Source organism: Achromobacter sp. Root83 (assembly GCF_001428845.1).
Taxonomy (GTDB): domain Bacteria; phylum Pseudomonadota; class Gammaproteobacteria; order Burkholderiales; family Burkholderiaceae_B; genus Achromobacter.
Genome location: NZ_LMIU01000025.1, coordinates 422,140 through 439,296 on the forward strand (window position 1 = coordinate 422,140; position 17,157 = coordinate 439,296).

Annotated in this window: 15 protein-coding genes; 8 read left to right on the forward strand and 7 right to left on the reverse strand. The window is 66.9% G+C overall.

The genetic code is table 11. The annotated features are described in order from the left end of the window. Positions 1 to 119 precede the first annotated feature (119 nt). The 3 genes from ASE30_RS25125 to pmbA form a co-directional block, all read right to left on the reverse strand. The gene (locus ASE30_RS25125; RefSeq protein WP_057286979.1) at positions 120 to 1,274 is read right to left on the reverse strand and encodes an ABC transporter substrate-binding protein; all 1,155 of its coding nucleotides are present in this window, start codon (positions 1,272 to 1,274) and stop codon (positions 120 to 122) included. A gap of 256 nt (positions 1,275 to 1,530) precedes the next feature. Then, positions 1,531 to 2,628, reverse strand: coding sequence for a TRAP transporter substrate-binding protein (locus ASE30_RS25130; protein ID WP_057286980.1), 1,098 nt, complete (start codon positions 2,626 to 2,628; stop codon positions 1,531 to 1,533). A gap of 173 nt (positions 2,629 to 2,801) precedes the next feature. Beyond that, complete coding sequence (gene pmbA, locus ASE30_RS25135) at positions 2,802 to 4,166, reverse strand: metalloprotease PmbA (RefSeq protein WP_057286981.1); 1,365 nt, start codon at positions 4,164 to 4,166, stop codon at positions 2,802 to 2,804. 58 nt (positions 4,167 to 4,224) lie between these two features. Here pmbA and yjgA point away from each other — a divergent pair, with 58 nt between their 5' ends. The 6 genes from yjgA to ASE30_RS25170 all read left to right on the forward strand — a co-directional run bounded on the left by yjgA (position 4,225) and on the right by ASE30_RS25170 (position 9,187). Continuing rightward, positions 4,225 to 4,776, forward strand: coding sequence for a ribosome biogenesis factor YjgA (gene yjgA, locus ASE30_RS25140; RefSeq protein WP_057286982.1), 552 nt, complete (start codon positions 4,225 to 4,227; stop codon positions 4,774 to 4,776). A 10-nt stretch (positions 4,777 to 4,786) separates the two neighbouring features. Next, positions 4,787 to 5,464 carry an alpha/beta hydrolase gene (locus ASE30_RS25145; protein WP_057286983.1) on the forward strand — a complete coding sequence of 226 codons (678 nt, stop codon included), beginning with the start codon at positions 4,787 to 4,789 and terminating at the stop codon, positions 5,462 to 5,464. A 364-nt stretch (positions 5,465 to 5,828) separates the two neighbouring features. Then, a complete protein-coding gene (locus ASE30_RS25155) occupies positions 5,829 to 6,833 on the forward strand; it encodes an ABC transporter substrate-binding protein (RefSeq protein ID WP_057287067.1) in 1,005 nt (334 codons plus the stop codon). Next, the gene (locus ASE30_RS25160) at positions 6,833 to 7,645 is read left to right on the forward strand and encodes an ABC transporter ATP-binding protein (protein WP_057287068.1); all 813 of its coding nucleotides are present in this window, start codon (positions 6,833 to 6,835) and stop codon (positions 7,643 to 7,645) included. Before ASE30_RS25155 ends, ASE30_RS25160 begins: the two co-directional genes overlap by 1 nt. Before the next feature lie 3 nt (positions 7,646 to 7,648). Continuing rightward, a complete protein-coding gene (locus tag ASE30_RS25165; protein ID WP_057286985.1) occupies positions 7,649 to 8,485 on the forward strand; it encodes an ABC transporter permease in 837 nt (278 codons plus the stop codon). Positions 8,486 to 8,494: 9 nt separating this feature from the next. Next, positions 8,495 to 9,187 (forward strand): isochorismatase family cysteine hydrolase, encoded by a 693-nt coding sequence (locus ASE30_RS25170; RefSeq protein ID WP_057286986.1) that lies wholly within the window; start codon positions 8,495 to 8,497, stop codon positions 9,185 to 9,187. A gap of 28 nt (positions 9,188 to 9,215) precedes the next feature. Here ASE30_RS25170 and ASE30_RS25175 read toward each other — a convergent pair whose 3' ends face one another. Beyond that, positions 9,216 to 11,657: a GNAT family N-acetyltransferase gene (locus ASE30_RS25175; RefSeq protein WP_057286987.1), complete on the reverse strand. Its 2,442-nt coding sequence runs from the start codon at positions 11,655 to 11,657 to the stop codon at positions 9,216 to 9,218. A gap of 134 nt (positions 11,658 to 11,791) precedes the next feature. Here ASE30_RS25175 and gltX point away from each other — a divergent pair, with 134 nt between their 5' ends. Then, the gene (gene gltX, locus ASE30_RS25180; RefSeq protein ID WP_057286988.1) at positions 11,792 to 13,198 is read left to right on the forward strand and encodes a glutamate--tRNA ligase; all 1,407 of its coding nucleotides are present in this window, start codon (positions 11,792 to 11,794) and stop codon (positions 13,196 to 13,198) included. Positions 13,199 to 13,285: 87 nt separating this feature from the next. On the opposite strand, the gene ASE30_RS25185 is transcribed toward gltX, so the two are convergent. The 3 genes from ASE30_RS25185 to ASE30_RS25195 all read right to left on the reverse strand — a co-directional run bounded on the left by ASE30_RS25185 (position 13,286) and on the right by ASE30_RS25195 (position 16,179). Beyond that, positions 13,286 to 14,485: an MFS transporter gene (locus ASE30_RS25185; protein ID WP_057286989.1), complete on the reverse strand. Its 1,200-nt coding sequence runs from the start codon at positions 14,483 to 14,485 to the stop codon at positions 13,286 to 13,288. A 98-nt stretch (positions 14,486 to 14,583) separates the two neighbouring features. After that, entirely contained in the window at positions 14,584 to 15,090 is a 507-nt protein-coding gene (locus ASE30_RS25190; RefSeq protein WP_057286990.1) for a hypothetical protein, read from the reverse strand. Positions 15,091 to 15,279: 189 nt separating this feature from the next. Beyond that, complete coding sequence (locus ASE30_RS25195; protein ID WP_057286991.1) at positions 15,280 to 16,179, reverse strand: LysR family transcriptional regulator; 900 nt, start codon at positions 16,177 to 16,179, stop codon at positions 15,280 to 15,282. An 85-nt stretch (positions 16,180 to 16,264) separates the two neighbouring features. On the opposite strand from ASE30_RS25195, the gene ASE30_RS25200 reads away from it, so the two are divergent. After that, entirely contained in the window at positions 16,265 to 17,110 is an 846-nt protein-coding gene (locus ASE30_RS25200) for an alpha/beta hydrolase (RefSeq protein ID WP_057286992.1), read from the forward strand. Positions 17,111 to 17,157 lie beyond the last annotated feature (47 nt).

A 17,157-nucleotide genomic window follows, 5' to 3' on the forward strand; every position in this document is an offset into this window, starting at 1 on the left:
GCCCGGCTTCCCCGTATGGGGGCTTATTTTATTGGGATGGCCCTACGACAAAAAGCGCCTTGCGGATGGCGGCGACGCCGTCCGCAAGGCGCATCCCCCCGCGCGGGGATGCGTACCGCTTACTTCTCGATGACGTACTTGCCGTCCTTGGTCACGCTGACGATCGGTGCCTGATCGGCATCGTAGCCGGCGGGCTTGCCGGCGCGGTCGTTGGCTTGACGGAACTTGAACGGGCCGGTTGCGCCGGTCCAGGTCACGGCCGGCAGGGCGTCGCGCAGGGCAGCGCGATCCTTGGCCAGTTCACCGGTGATCTTGGTGTTCTTCAGCGCCTGGGCCACGATGTACATGGCGTCGTACGACTGCGCCGCGAACTGGTCGGGCGAACCGTTGAACTTGGCCTTGTAGGCGTCGATGAACTTGAGGTTCTCGGGCGCCTTGTTCTCGATCGACCACGGGCTGCCGATCCACAGATTGTTCGATGCGCCGCCGGGGGCCAGGTCGAAAATCTTGACCGAGTTCATGCCGTTGCCGCCGATGACGGGCACATTCAGACCCAGCTGGCGGGCCTGCACCATGATCGGCGCGCCTTCGGCCAGCAGTGCGGACAGCACGATGGCGTCGGGGTTGGTGCCCTTGATCTTGGTGAGCTGGGCCTTGAAGTCCACGTCGCCCTTGGCGAACGTTTCGGTCGTCGTGACCGGGATCTTCTGGTCTTCCAGGGCCTTCTTGAAGTTGTCGTAGCCGCTCTTGGTGAAGACGTCGTCGTTGCCATAGAGCACCGCCACGTTCTTCAGGCCGGTCTTGGCCTTCACGGTGGAGATGGTGGCGGGCAGCACGTCGGCTTCGGTGACCGAATTGCGGAACACATAGTTGCCGATGGACGTGATGCCGTCGGCGGTGTTGGACGTGCCGAAAGCGACCGTCTTGGCGGCCTGGGCGACCGGGTCGGCAGCTTGGGCCGAGTTCGACAGCGTGGGGCCGAAGACCATCAGGACGTTGTCCTTGAAGATCAGTTTCTTGAAGACGTTGATCGCTTCTTCTTTCTTGCCTTGCTCGTCTTCGACCACCAGCACGAGCTTGTTGCCGTTGATGCCGCCCGCGGCATTGATTTCGTCGGCTGCCAACTGGAAGCCGTTGCGGATCGACACGCCGTACTGGGCGGCGCCGCCGGACAGGGCTTCCGCCACGCCCAGCTTGATATCAGCCGCATGGGCGGCCGGGACGATACCGGCGGCGATCAGCGCGGCCAGCAGCTTCTTGGTCTTGGATTGCATGGTTGATACCACCTTAAAGTCTGTCTCGGAATATTGGTAATCCGGGCTGTTGTAATCCCGCCGGATTGACGTCGAAATGCCGCTTAAAGGCGACAAGTGTGCGCGTCAAGACCCGGGATATTACTCCTTTGTATCAGGCCGAAACTCGAATGCCATTCAACAAAAGCTTGAAAACCGCCCATTTTTTTGTAAAAAACGTGTGGTTACTAGCGAAAACCCTATTCTCGCCGAATGCCATTCGGCAGCCGGCGCCCCCTCATGTCCTGGCCGATAGCGCCACGCCCAGGTATTGGCCGTAAGCGCTTTCGGTCAGGCGGAACCAGGGCATCTCGCTGTCGCGAAAGCCCATGTAACTGTCGTGTATTGCCTTGAACCGAGCGTCTTTCGCGCTCAAGTCCTTGTAGACCTGCTGCGTGGTCTCGAAAGCCACATCCATGATGGATCGCGGGAATGTGCGCACTTGCGCGCCGTTCGCCGTCAACTGGGCCAGCGCACGCGGATTTTGGGCGTCGTAGCGCGCGGTCGTGGCGGCATGCGCGGCCATCGCCGCGGCTTCCACCACCGCCTGATAGTTCTTGGGCAGCTTGCTCCAGGCCTCGTCGTTGATATAGAGCGAAAGCTGTTCGCCGCCGGCCCACCAGCCGGGTGCGTAGTAATACTTAGCTACCTTATTCAGGCCGAGCTTGCCGTCGTCATAGGCGCCAGCTCCCGCCACGGCCTGCAGGCCGTCCTTCTCGAAGGCCTCGGCTAGCTTGGCCGGGTCCCCCTGCTGCGGGGCCACGCCCATGCGGGCCAACACGTCGCCGGCCAGGCCGCCCACGCGCATCTTCAGGTCTTTCAGATCGCCAGCCCGCTTGATTTCCTTGATGTACCAGCCACCCATCTGGGCGCCGGTATTGCCGAGCGGGAAATTGATGATCTTTTCGGGTTTGAAGAGCTCGCGGGTCAAGCGCAGGCCGTCGCCCTCGCTCATCCACGCGTTCATCTGGCGCGCGTTCAGCCCGAACGGCACCGCGGCATCGAAACAGAAGGCGGGATTCTTGGCGTAGTAGAGGCGGGAAGAGACATGGCCGCACTCCACCTTCTTGGTGGACACGGCTTCCATCAGATCGGCGGCGGCGACGATCTCACCGTCCGGGTAGTGGCGGATGTTGAACTTGCCGCCCGTGGCTTCCGACACGAACTTGCAGAAACTTTCGGCGGCGCCGACGCGCAGGTCCAGGGCGCTGGGAAAACCAGAGGAAAGGCGCCAGCTCAGCGACGGCATCTCCTGCGCGAACGCGGGCGCGCTGACGGCAGCTCCGGTTGCGACGGCGCCGAGACCGGCGTGCTTCAAGAATGAACGTCGTTGCATCTCTTTGCTCCTTACAGCAACACCCGGGACTTCGAGCAATACCCGCCGGATATTACACGCTGGCAGGGGCCGAAATCGCTAGAGGAATTCCCGAGCAGGTAAGGGATTGCAATGCACGAGCGTAGGCGCCGATGGCGCAAGCGGCGGCGCGCGGGCCGCCGCTTGGGACGGGATCAGGTCCCGGCGATCGCCATTTGCTCGATGAGGATCGAGCCGGTGGTCTTGGTGCCGCGCGAGACAGTGTCCGCGCCGATCGCGACGATCTGCTGGAACATGTCCGCCAGGTTGCCGGCAATGGTGATTTCCTGGACCGCATGCTGGATCTTGCCGTTTTCGACCCAGTAGCCGAATGCGCCGCGCGAGTAGTCGCCGGTGACGTAGTTGACGCCTTGGCCGATCAGCTCGGTGACGAGAAAGCCCGTGCCCAGCTTCTTCAGCATGGCTTCGAAGTCGTCGCCGCGCCGGGTCAGCGTGGAGCTGAACACCAGATTGTGCGAGCCGCCGGCGTTGCCGGTGGTGGTCATGCCCAGCTTGCGGGCGGTGTAGGAAGACAGGAAATACCCTTCCAGCACGCCGGCCGACACCACGTTGCGGCGGCGCGTGCGCACGCCCTCGTCGTCAAAGGGCGAACTGCCCATGGCGCCGGGGATGTGCGGATCTTCGGTCAGGTTGATGTGCTTGGGGAAAATGGACTTGCCCAGCGAGTCCAGCAGGAAGCTGGCCTTGCGGTACAGCGCGCCGCCGTTGACGGCCTGCGTCAGGGCGCCGACCAGCCCCAGCGCCAGCGGCGCCTCGAACAGGACGGGGAACTTGCCGGTGCGGATACGGCGGGCCGACAGGCGCGACAGCGTGCGTTCGGCGGCGTAGCGTCCGATGGCCTCGGGCGACGCCAGCTTGGCCGGATCGCGCTCGGACGTGTACCAGTAATCGCGCTGCATGCCGTTGCCGCGGCCCGCGATGGGCGCGACGGACAGGCTGTGGCGCGAGTACGGATAGCCGCCCAGGAAGCCGCGCGTGTTGCCCATCACGAACTGGCCTTCGTAGGTGCCGACGGTGGCGCCGTCGGTATTGGTGATGCGCGGATCGACGTCGCGGGCGGCGCGTTCGGCGCGCAGCGCCAGCTCGGCCGCTTCCTCGGTGGACACGCTCCAGGCGCGATGCAGGTCCAGATCGGGAAATTCGGTGGCCAGTTGATCGGCATCGGGCAGGCCGGCGGCCGGGTCGGCGGCGGTGTGGCGGGCGATGTGCCAGGCGGCTTCGACGGTCTGGCGCAGCGCCGCTTCGGAAAAGTCGGAGGTCGAGGCGGAGCCGCGGCTCTGGCCGGCGTAGACCGTCAGGTCCAGGGCGCGGTCGCGGGTCTGCTCAACGGTTTCGATGTCGTTCTTGCGTACCGAGACCGACAGCCCCAGGCTTTCCGAGACTTCCGCGGCGGCGTCGGAAGCGCCGATCTGGCGCGCGTAAGCAAGGGTTTGTTCGACGAGTTCGGAAAAACGCGCGTGATTCGCCGCCAGCGGCAAGGAAGAGGAGGATTTAACCATTGCAGTCCAATTTGCAGAGACGGTTATCATAGCCAAGTCTGTCATTGCGCAGTTTTCCATGAATTCCCATCCCGAAGAAGAATCCGTCGACGACGGTTACGACGAGAACGGCTACGACCGTCCCAGCAAGTCCCAGGTCAAGCGTGAAATGCACGCCTTGCTGGACCTGGGCAAGCAGCTGATCGATCTGTCCCCCGAACGCCTCAAGCAACTGCCGCTGGCGGAGCGCCTCTATGAGGCCATCCGCACGGCGCAGCGCACCACCGGCCGCGAGGGCCTGCGCCGCCAGGTCCACTTCGTGGGCAAGCTGATGCGCGACGCGCCCGCCGATGAAATCCGCGCCCAGCTCGATGTCTGGGAGAACGGTTCGCGCGAGGAAACCGCCGCCATGCACCGGCTCGAGACGCTGCGTGATCGTCTGCTGGACGACGATGACGCGCTGACCAAGCTGCTGGCCAACAACCCGCAGGCGGATGTGCAGCAATTGCGGACGCTGATCCGCGCCGCCCGCAAGGAAAGGCTCGGCAACGCCTCGCTGCTGCAAGGCCAGGAACCGCAAAAAAAGCACTACCGGGCGCTATTCCAGGCGCTGAAAACCCTTACCCTCTGATCCCGCCGTCATGAACGCTCCGACCGACCTGCTCGATTGCATCGAGATCGAAACCGCTCCCAACCCCACGCATGCCGTGATCTGGCTGCACGGCCTGGGCGCCGACGGCAACGACTTCGCGCCGATCGTGCCGGAACTGGACCTGCCGGCCGGCAAGGGCGTGCGGTTCGTGTTCCCGAACGCACCGGTGCAACGCGTGACGATCAACAACGGCATGGCGATGCGCTCCTGGTACGACATCCTGGTGATGGACCTGGTGCGCGTCGAAGACGCCAAGGGCATCCGCGCATCCGAAGCCGCAGTCCATAAGCTGATCGCGCGCGAGAACGCCCGCGGCATCCCCACGTCGAACATCGTGCTGGCAGGTTTCTCGCAAGGCAGCGCCATGACCCTGCACACGGGCCTGCGGCTGCCGGAAAAACTGGCGGGCATGATGGCGCTGTCGGGCTATCTGCCTCTGGTGGATACCGCCGAAGCCGAACGCAACGAGGCCAACAAGGCCACCCCCATCTTCATGGCCCACGGCCAATACGATCCGGTGGTGTCGCTGGCGCGCGCGGAAGCCTCGCTGGCGGAACTGAAGCGCCTGGGTTACGACGTGCGCTGGCGCACGTATCCGATGCCGCATTCGGTTTGCGCCGAGGAAGTGGCGGACATCTCGGCATTCCTGAACGAAGTCCTGGTCTAGGACGGGTTGCGGCCTAGGGACGATGACGGGCTGCGCGCAACGCGCGGTCCGTGTTCCTGGCCGATGGGCGCGGCATGGCGCGGCGCCTAAGATGGGTGGGACTCCCCATCGGCAGAAAAAACCATTTTGTATACCAACTGGTATTCCAGCCTTGAATTGTCAGGGCTCACATTGGCCGCGTCCATAGAGAAAAACGCCAACTTCAAAATGCTTGTCGCCCATTTGTATTGAATATAGTATTCGATCCAAGCCTTACCGGCCCGGGCAACCATCGTTCGGGCTTCCCTGTTGTTGTAGTCGATCAATCCCATTGGCCGTGTCGCGCCAGATTTCGGCGTGGCATCAAGACGCAGGAGAAAGTCCCGTGAAGACCTTGCCATTGCCCCGTCTGGCAGGCGCGGCGCTACTCGCGCTGATTGCCCCCCTGGCCGCCCAGGCCGAAGCCCTGAATCCCCCCGTGAAGGTCCGCTACGAAGAGGTGGTGCGATCCATCCTCTACGTGCCCAAGTATGTCGCGCTGTCGCAGGGCTACTTCAAGGACGCCGGGCTGGACGTGTCCATGAAGACCTCGCAGGGAACCGACAAGGGCATGACCGCCCTGCTGTCGGGCAGCGCCGACATCGTGCTGATCGGCCCCGAGGCGTCAATCTATGTGCAGAACAGCGAATCGCCGGTCAAGCCGAAGATCTTCGCCGGCTTGACGGCCACCGACGGATTTTTCCTGCTGGCGCGCAAGCCGGTCGAGAAATTCGACTGGTCCATGCTCAAGGGCAAGGAGGTCATCGGCTTTCGCCCGGGGTCCAATCCCATCGTTTTCCTGGAGACCGCGCTGCGCAAGCACGGACTGGATCCCCAGAAGGACGTGAAGCTGCTGAACAACATCGGCATCCCGGCCCGCGCGGGCGCATGGATGGCCGGCCAGGGCGAGTACGGCATCTTCCTGGAACCCGAGGCCGGCGAACTGGTGCGCAACGGCAAGGGCCATATCGTGGCCTCGGTGGGCCATGAGGTCGGCCAGGTGGATTACACGGTCTTCACCGCCACCGACAAGTACATCCGCGACAACCCCAAGGTCATCCAGGCCTGGACCGACGTAGTGGCGCGCGCCGAAAAATACGTGAAGGACACGCCCGCGGCCACGCTGGCGCCGCAGATCATGACCTTCTTCCCCGGCATGGACCAGGGCGCGGTGACGGAGGCCATCGACCGCTATAAGCAGTACCAGATCTGGAAGACGTCCCCGCTGGTCACGGCGCAAGCCATGAACCAGTTGCAGGACATGCTCATCGCCAGCGCGGTCATGAAGGACAGCGCCCGCGTGAAGTACGAGGACGTGGTGGTGACCGATTTCGCCAAGAAGGCCCAATGATGGGAGCCGCCGTCCACAACCTGAAGCCGGCAGCGGCCACGGCCAAGATCGAGCTGCGCGACGTCTGCCTGTCTTACTTCACGCCCGAGGGCGAGACCGAAGCGCTGTCGAACGTGTCGTTCACGCTGGCGCCGGGCGAATTCGTCAGCCTGATCGGGCAAAGCGGCTGTGGCAAGAGCACGCTGCTGTCGCTGATCGCCGGCCTGATCCCGCCCACGTCGGGCGCGGTGATGGTCGACGGCCACGCCGTGACCCGCCCCAATGCGCGCATTGGCTATATGCTGCAGCAGGACTACCTGTTCGAATGGCGCACCATCCTGGACAACGTGATGCTGGGCGCCGAGATCCAGGGGCGGCGCGATGCGCGCAGCGAGGCGCGCGCCGTGCATCTGCTGGAAAAGTGCGGACTGGGCGCCTTCCTGTCGCATACGCCGCGCCAATTGTCGGGCGGCATGCGCCAGCGCGCGGCGCTGGCCCGCACGCTGGTGACCGAGCCCGACGTGATCCTGCTGGACGAGCCCTTCTCGGCGCTGGATTCGCAGACCCGGCTGGCGATCTCCGACGAGGTCGTGGACATCCTGCGCCGCGAGGGCAAGACGGTGGTGCTGGTCACGCACGATATCGGCGAGGCCATCACCATGACGGACCGCGTCATCGTGCTGTCGCGCCGGCCCGGCCGCCTGAAAAGCCAGTACCGCATCCACTATGGCGACGGCGCCCGGCCGACGCCCTTCCAGGCGCGCTCGCGTCCGGAATTCAATACCTACTTCAAACAGCTCTGGGACGAGCTGGACGTCCATGTGGAGGGTTGAGCCATGAACGCCCCGATTGCCAACACCGTCCCGCTGCGCGCCGTGCCCGGCCCCAGCGGAAAATACCTGGACTACCTGCGGCGCGACCGCGCGCGCCGCCGCAACATCCGCGTAGCGCAGGCGCTGCTGCTGGCGGTCTTCCTGTGCGCCTGGGAAATCCTGCCGCGCATGCACATCCTGAACCCGCTGCTGACCAGCTATCCCAGCGCGCTGTGGCCCACGTTCATCGAACTCTGGAACCACGGCAGCCTGGGCAAGCACGTCATGACCACCCTGTCGGCCACGCTGGTGGGCTTCACGCTGAGCATGGCGATCGGCATCGTGGTGGCCGCCGCGCTGTGGTGGTCCGACTTCCTCTACAAGGTGCTGGATCCGTTCCTGGTGGTGGCCAACGCCATGCCCAAGATCGCCTTCGTGCCCATCTTCTATCTGTGGCTGGGCTCGGACTACGCGGTGTACGGCATGGCGGTGGCCATCGCCGTGTTCGTGACCATCATGGTGGTGTATGCGGGCTTCCGGGGCATCGACCTGAACAAGGTGAAGCTGGCCCACACCTTCGGCGCCAGCCGCTGGCAGGTGCTGGTCAAGGTAGTGCTGCCGGGCAGCGTACCCACGCTGATCGCGGCCGTGAAGATGAACATCGGGCTGGCGCTGGTGGGGGTCATCGTGGGCGAGTTCCAGTCGGCGGACTCCGGGCTGGGCTTTCTGATCATGAATGGCAGCCAGGTGTTCAAGCTGAACATCGTCATGACCGCCATCGCAATGCTGGCGCTGATTTCCAGCGTCATGTACCTGATCGTCTATCGCATCGAAGCCGCCGTGGCGCGGCGCTACGGATAAGGGGGCAGCATGGAATTCCCGCAATGGGTAAAGGATCGCGTCGTGGCGCGCCAGGGCTGCCTGCATCCCTATGACGAACTGCCCGCCGCCCGCACGGCGGTGATCGTGGTGGACATGCAGCAGTACTTCACGCTGCCGGGCTATCAGGGCGAATGCGCGCCGGCGCGCGAGATCATCGCCCCCATCAACCGCCTGTGCGATGCGGTGCGCGATGCCGGCGGCGTCATCGTCTGGGTGCAGACGGCGTCCGACAACGCCGATGTGTTCTGGTCGCATCACCACGGGGTGATGCTGACGCCGGAGCGCAGCGCGCGGCGCCTGGAAACGCTGCGCCGCGATTCACCGGGCTTTGCGCTGCATCAGGACCTGCACGCGCGCGACACGGACCTGCGCGTGGTCAAGCGCTTCTACAGCGCGATGGCGCCCGGTTCGTCCGAACTGGAGCCGCTGCTGCGCGGCCTGGGCGTGGACACGCTGTTGATCGCCGGCACGGTCACCAACGTGTGCTGCGAATCCACCGCGCGCGACGCGATGATGCGGGACTTCCGGACCATCATGGTGGACGATGCGCTGGCGGCGGTGACGCCCGCCGAGCACGAACACGCCCTGCACGGCTGGATGCTGTTCTTCGGCGATGTGCTGTCGGTGGATGAAGCGGCCGCGCGGCTGACACCCGCGCAGCCGGCCCGCAAGACCGCCTGACAGCGGCCGGCCTGGCCCCCCGTGGGGCTCAGGCCAGATTCAGCCAGACCCGGCGCATCGTCGGGTCTTCGGGGTCCGCGTCGTTGGTGAAGCCCAGGCTGGTCATCAGCGCCAGCATGGGGCGGTTGGTCGACAGCACCAGGCCATCGATGTATTCCAGCCCCTGCTCGCGCGCGGCGTCGATCAGCGCCGTCATGAGCTGACGGCCCAGGCCGCGCCGCTGCCAGTCGTCGCCAATCACCAGCGCGTATTCCGCCCCCCGGCCGTCGGGGTTGCGCAGGTAGTGCGCAAAACCCACGAGCACTTCGCGCGGATGCCCGCGATTGGCCGGGTTGGGTACCTGCGTGGCCGCCACGAGGGCCAGTTCCCGGTGGTAGTCCACCTGGGTGTAGCGCGACACCATGCGCGGCGTGAGCTCGCGCATCATCGACACGAAGCGCATATAGCGCGACCGTTCCGACAGGCCGCGGATGAATTCCTGCAGGGCCTCGCCGTCTTCGGGGCGGATGGGCCGCAGCACCCACGGGATGCCGTCATCGAAGCGCCGCACCTGCACCAGCCGCGCCGGATAAGGGTGGATCGCCATGTGCGGATAGCCCGCCGTCTGCGGGGATTCGCAGCCCGGCGTCTCGGTCAGCGTCATGCGCAGGCCGCCGGCGCGCAGATGGGTTTCGCCCGCGTAGAGCGGATCGATGTCCAGGGATTCGATGTCGGGCAGTTCCGAGACCAGCTCGGACACCAGCACCAGCGCCTGCTGCAGCGCTTCGGCGGCCATGTGGCCGATGCGCGGCGCCAGCACGCGCCGCCACAGCCGGCTGCGTTCGATGAGCTGGCGCGCCAGATAGCCATTGAGCGGCGGCAGGTCCATGCCGCGGTCCGCCAGCGACAGCACCGCGTCCGGCCCGCCCGCGCCGAAGCGGATGACCGGACCGAACTGCGGATCGCGCCGCACGCGGATCGCCATGGGGCGGGATTCGGTCCCGGCGGGCGCCACGGCCGGCGGCAGGTCGCTCAGCGGCACATAGAACAAGGCCAGCAAGGTGCGGATTTCGGAGGTGTTCAGTTCGCGCCGGCAGTCGGCGCGCACGCGCGCAAGGATCTCGCGCGCGGCCGCCAGGTCCGGCACATGGCCGGCGGGGTCGGGCGGCTGGGTCTGCAGCAGCAATTGCTGGTTGTAGTGGTGCGACGCCAGCACGCCGAAGGCGTCCGCGGCCGACTCGGGCGTGCGAAACGCCGACGTGCCCGCATCGTCCAGCATGCGCCGCAGCGGGCGCATGCCGGCATCGCCCATGAAGCAGGTCACCACCGGCTTCTTGGCGCTGGGCGCGATCTGCGCCAGTTCGCGCGCGACGGCCGGCATGTCGGCGAGCGCGTCAGGTGCCAGCAGCACCAGCACCCCGTCCACGCCGGCGTCGTCCAGCACGGACTCCAGGATGGCGCGGATGCGGTCGGGCGTCATCGGCATGTAGGTGATGACCGGATTGGCGGTGGCCGCGTCCGGTTCCAGCATCGCCGCCAGCGCGCGCTGCGTGGCGGGCGCCAGTTCGGCGCGCAGCACGGCGGCGTCGGGGCCGATCAGGTCCATGGCCAGTTGCGGAGGCCCGCTGCCGTTGGAGATCAGCGCCACGCGGCGGCCCTTTGGGCGCCGCGTGTAGCCCAGCACCTTCACTGCCGAGAAGAGCTGCACGAAGTAGCGCACGCGGACGGCGCCGGCACGGCGCAGGGCGGCGTCGAAGATGGCGTCGGCGCTGTCGGCATCGGAACGGCCGGCCTTCAGCACGATGACGGGCTTGATGCTGGCCGCGGCGCGCAACGTGCTCATGAATTCGCGCGCGGGACCCACGTCTTCGAGGTACAGCACGATGCTGTCCGTGCGCGGATCGCTGGCCAGGTAGTCCAGCAGCTTCGCCAGGCCCACCACCGCCTCGTCGCCCAGCGACACCGCGGTGGAAAAGCCGATATGCACGTCTTCGGCCCAGTCCATGACCGCGGCCATGATGGAGCGGGACTGCGCCACCAGCGCCACGCGGCCCGCGCGCGCCAGCACCGGGTGCTGGCTGAAGTTCAGGCCGGCATGGGGCCGCTGCGCGCCGAACGAGCGCGGGCCCAGCAACTCGCAACGGTTTTCCTCGGCCCAGGCGCGGCACAGCGCCAGCGTGCCGCGCGGATACGGATCGGGCAATTCGTGGGGCAGGAGGATCACCGAGCGGGGCGACAGCGGCGACAGCCGGCGCAGCGTTTCCGGCAGGACAGCGGGCGACACGCAAACCAGGGCCAGATCAGGCCGTTCGCCCGCCGCCAGGCCCTGCAGGCTGCCGGGCAGCTCGGGCGCGGCGCCGGGCTCGGGGGTGACGATCGTGGTTTTCGCCTTCAGCGCGGGCGACAGGGACCCCGCCGCCGGCAGGGGCCGGTCGGCCACGATCACCAGCGAACCGGGTTCGAACATGGGCGCAAGAGCGTGTCGAAGCATAGGAAGGGTGGGCCGGAGCCTGTTTGCACTGATCTAAAATACCGTTCATCGTAACAAGACAACCCTGCCGTCCGCTTGACGCGGACACTGCCCGACGCCGTTTTGTGGCGCCGCAGCCGCTATCATTGCCACCTATGACTTCCAACGCCCCCTCCCCCATTCGTACCCGTTTCGCGCCTTCGCCCACGGGCTTCCTGCACCTGGGCGGCGCGCGCACCGCGCTGTTCTCCTGGGCCTTCGCGCGCCACCATCAAGGCACCTTCGTGCTGCGCATCGAAGACACGGATGTCGAACGCTCCACGCCGGAAGCGGTGCAGGCCATCCTGGACAGCATGGAGTGGCTGGGCATGCAGCCCGACGAAGGCCCCTTCTACCAGATGCAGCGCATGGACCGCTACCGCGAGGTGGTGGCGCAGATGCTGGCCGCCGGCACCGCGTACCACTGCTACAGCTCGCCCGAGGAAGTCGAAGCCATGCGCGAGGCCGCCCGCGCGCGCGGCGACAAGCCGCGCTACGACGGCACCTGGCGCCCGGAATCCGGCAAGACGCTGCCCGCCATTCCCGAAGGCCGCAAACCCGTCGTGCGCTTCAAGAATCCCCAAGAAGGCGCCACGGCCTGGAACGACATGGTCAAGGGCACGATCAGCTTCGACAACACGGAACTCGACGACCTGATCATCGCGCGCCCGGACGGCACGCCCACCTACAATTTCTGCGTCGTGGTCGACGACTGGGACATGGGCATCACCCACGTCCTGCGCGGCGATGACCACGTCAACAACACGCCGCGCCAGATCAACATCCTGCGCGCGCTGGGCGCCACCCTGCCCGAATACGGCCACGTGCCGATGATCCTGGGCCCGGACGGCGAAAAGCTGTCCAAGCGCCACGGCGCGGTCAACGTCATGGAATACGACAACGAGGGCTACCTGCCCGAGGCCATGATCAACTACCTGGCGCGCCTGGGCTGGAGCCACGGCGACGACGAGCTCTTCACCCGCGAGCAACTCGTGTCCTGGTTCGACACCAAGCACCTGTCCAAGTCCGCCTCGCAGTGGGACCCCAAGAAGCTGAACTGGGTCAATGCCCACTACATCAAGCAGATGGACAACGCCGAGCTGGCCGAGCGCGTGGCGCCCCGCGTGGCGAACCGCGGCGGCCACCCCGAGAAAATCGACCTCCCGGGCGTCATGGGCCTGCTCAAGGACCGCGCCGAAACGCTGGAGCAATTGGCCGACGGCGCCATGCTCTTCTGCGCCGAGTTCAAGTCCGCGCCGGCCGAACTGACCGAGCAGCACCTGACCGCGCCCGCCCGCGAAGCGCTGGCGGACTTCGCGCAGCGTGCTCGGGACACCGACTGGACCCGCGAGGCCTTGTCGGCCCTGATCAAGACGGTGCTGGCCGATCGCGGCCTGAAGATGCCGCAACTGGCCATCCCGCTGCGCGTGGCGGTCACCGGCCAGACCCAGACCCCTGCCGTGGACGCGGTGCTGGCCCTGCTGGGCAAGGAAACCGTGCTCAAGCGCCTGGCCGCCATCTAAGGGGCGCGATCCAAGCCTTCCCGAACGAGGGCCTTGCTCACGACGTGTGAGCAAGGCCCTCGGTGCTTTCAGACGTGCCGTCCCGCATCAACCCTGCTGGATCGCCGCCCGCGCTTTCAGCGCCCGCGCGAAGAAGGCGCCCAGCAGCGGCAGCAGCACGGCCGATCCGCCAAACAGCGCCGCCGCGCCGATCTCATCCACCACCGCGCCCGCCAAGGCCACGCCCGCCGCCTGCCCCATGAACAGGCAGGACGCGAACCACGCCACCGCCGTGCCGCGCGCCGACGGCACCATCTGCGTCGCATTCGTCTGCAGGGTCGCGTGCAGCAGGTAATAGCCGAAACCGGCCAGCACGCTGGCCAGCAGGCTCCACATCCAGACCGGCCCCAGCAGGTACGACAGGAACGCCACGCCCAGCACCAGCCCGCCCGCGATGGCCAGGCCGCGCTCGCCCAGGCGCTTGAGGATGCGTCCGGCCACCACCGTGTAGGCCAGCCCGCCCACCGCATAGACCGCCACCAGCGCGCCGGCGGCAGTCAGCGAGATATCGAAGCGCTCATGCAGATACGAAGGCGCGAAGGCCAGCGCGCCGAACACCAGCAGGCCTTCGACGAAGACGGTCGCCAGCACCACGCGCGCCCAGGGCGTTCCCAGCACCAGCCTGGCTTGCGCCACGAAGCCCTGCCGGACGGCGTTGGGGTCGACCTGGGCAAAGCCCGCCGCCCGCTGGCGCCGCACCTCAAGGTGCAGCAGCGCGCCCACGATCAGGTAACCGGCCACCAGCGCGGCAAAGGCCCAGCGCCAGCCCACCGTGTCCGCGAACAGCCCGCCGGCCAGTTGGCCCGCCGACATGCCCAGGATGGTGCCGGTCAGAAAGCGCGCCAGCGTGGCCTGCCGGCGTTCGTAAGGGACGTTGTCGCCGATCCAGGCCATGGATAGCGGCACGATGCCGGCTCCGGCGGCGCCCGACAGGATGCGGAAGAACACCAGCACATCCAGCGACTGGGCCATCACCGCGCCCGCGCTGCCCAGCGCGCACGCCACCGTGGCCACGCTGACGACGCGGAACTTGCCGTAGCGGTCGCCCATCGGACCGAAGAACATCTGCAGCACCCCGTAGGCCACGGCGAACGCCGTCACCACCCGCGCGGCCTGGCCGGTGGTGGTGCCGAATTCCGCCGCGAGCTGCGGCAACATGGGATCACAGATACGGAAAGCGCTGGCGCTGACGAAGGCGGCCAGGGCAAGCAGCGCGATCGCGCGTGCTTCAGAGGACATGGCGGGCATGGGAAACCGGCGGCGGGTCGAAAGTCGAAGCCCGCACCTTACCGCAGCCCGGCGCCCTTGGTGTAGCCGCCGGGCGAAATGTCCGCCCGGCGCAACGCTCAGTAAGCCAGGCGGTAACCCGTGGGCATGCGGCGCGCGGTCAGAACGAAGCCGCCGTTCTTCAGTTCGCGCAGCGTCAGCTTGGACCGCTCGACCTTTTCAACGCGATAGCGGTTCAGGTAGATCGGGTCGTTGGCATCCACCGGTTCACCGGCGGATTTGGTGGTACGCATCGTGTAGACGCCGTCCGCCACGCTCCAGCAGCCGGTCTCGCGCAGCGCGGGACGCGTCTTGCGGCCGATCTTGAGCAGGGTTTCGTAGGCCATCGTGCCGTCGGCCGACAAGACGATCAGCGATTGCAGATCGCCGCTGACGTCGCGCGGCCGCGAGTTCGACAACCAGGTGCCGATCATGGGATCGCCGGCTTTGGCGGGCTCGCATGCCACCGGCTTGGGCGGTTCCGCGGGCTGGGCCTCGGTAATGGTGGCGGGCTTCCTGGCGGCGCAGCCGGCCAGGATCAGAATGGCGCAGGCAATGCCGGCCGAACGCAAATACACACTGCTCATGACTTCCTCAACACGTCTGTCGACGCGCCGCGCCGATCGCACCGGCACGCCCTTCGCGCAACAGACATCAGGCACTCTAATGAGCCGCCTGGGAAGAATCAACGACGATCCGCGCCGTGTGCAATTGCGCAACAGTCCACCGCCGCCGCCGCGTGGAATACGGGCGGAAACCGCAAAAATGCGTTGGTTTCAAGCGACAGTGCGCCGCCCCATGACCGCCTTGGCGCGCAGCATTTCCTCCATGCGCGCCGCGGCCGGCGACAAGCTGCGCCCGGCCAGGCGGGTAAGGCCCAGCTCGCGCTCGATACGCGGCCGGGACAAGGGCACGAACGCCAGTCCGGGCGAGTCCGGCGGCACGCCCAGGCGCGCCAGCACCGTGACGCCCACGCCCCGCTCCAGCATGGCCAGCAGCGACATCATGTTGGAGACGAACACCTGACGGTCCAGCATGAAGGCGGCTTGCGGATACCCCGCGAGCTGGCGATGCGCCATGGTGCCGACCAGGGGCAGGTCCGCGATCTCGCGCCAGGTCACCGACTTGCGGCCGGCCAGCGGATGGCCGCGATGGCAGACCAGTCCGAAGGCATCGCGCAGCAGGGGTTCGAATGACAGGCGGCGGTCCCGCGACACCGGGCTGCACACGCCCAGCTCCACCTCGCCCGACAGCACCATGCGCTCGACGCCCTCGGAGTTGTCGTCGAACAGGCGCAGCGACACCGCGGGGTAGCGATCGCGGTACGTCGCCACCAGCTCAGGCAGCCAGTGCGTGGCCACCGTTGCGACCGACGCCATCGCCAGGGTGCCGGCGCCGTTGCTGGCCAGGCCCGACAGCGCGCCGGCCACGCGATCGTGGTGTTCGACCAGTTCGCGCGCCAAGGGCAGGCAGTCCTGGCCAAAGCGCGTCAGCGTGTTGCGGTTGCCGCGTTCGAACAGGGGCTGCCCCAGGCGCTGCTCCATTTCTCGGATGGACAGGGACAGCGCGGGCTGCGAGCGGAAGGCCCGGGCGGCGGCCGCGCGGAAGCTGCGCAGTTCCGCCACCAGCAGGAAGTGCCGGTAGTGCGCGATGGACAGGTCGGGGAGCGGGCGCATGGATCTGACTGATTAGAGATACTTATCGAATCATATGAAAAATAAAGTTTTCTGATCATAGGACCGCTTTTAAGATGGCCGCAACATGATCACAGCCATTTCGCCCCCCCACCCCGGTCCCGCCACGGATCCGCTGGATTTCAGCCTGGCCGACCGGCTGCCCGCCCGCGCTGCCGGCCATGGCCGCCTGCTGATCGGCGCGGCGCCGCAAGACCGCGGGCCCGGCCTGCTGTTCGTGCCGGGCGCCTATCACGGCGCCTGGTGCTACGCGCACTATCTGGATTACTTCGCGCGCGCCGGCCTGGCCTGCGCGGCGCTGGACATGCGCGGCCATGGCGCGCTGCCGCAGGACGCTTCGTTTTCCTCCGTAACGATCGCGGACCTGGGCGAGGACGTGGCAAGCGCGATCGATGCGCTGGAGGGCCCCACCGTCGTCGTGGGACACAGCATGGGCGCTCTGCCCGCACTGCTGGCAGCCTGCCATCGGCCGGTGGCGGGCGTGGTGCTGATGGCGCCCTCGCCGCCCGGCGACCTGCCCGGCGCGCTGGCGCTGCCCCCCGTCCCCGGCGGCACGCCGCGCCTCCCACCGTCCGCCACGGAGATCCGCGCGCGCTTTCTGGCGACCACGCCCGACCGCGACGTCCGCGCGGTGGCGCGGCGCCTGTGCGCCGAAAGCCCGCAAGTGCTGAACGACCGTTACCTGCTGCGGGTGGCGGTCGCCGGTGCGTCGGTCACCGCGCCGGGCCTGTGCCTGGAAGCCGGACTGGACACGCATGACAGGCATCCGCCCGGACAGGACCAGGCGATCGCGCGCCGCTACGGCTTTTCGCACGCCGTTCTTGCCGGCCAGCCGCACTGCATGATGTATGCCGACGATTGGCAGATCAGCGCCGCCGCCATTCTGGACTGGCATCGCGGGCGCTTCGGCTGACCCCCATCACCATGACAACGACAACGATAACGACGCGCGCCCGCGCA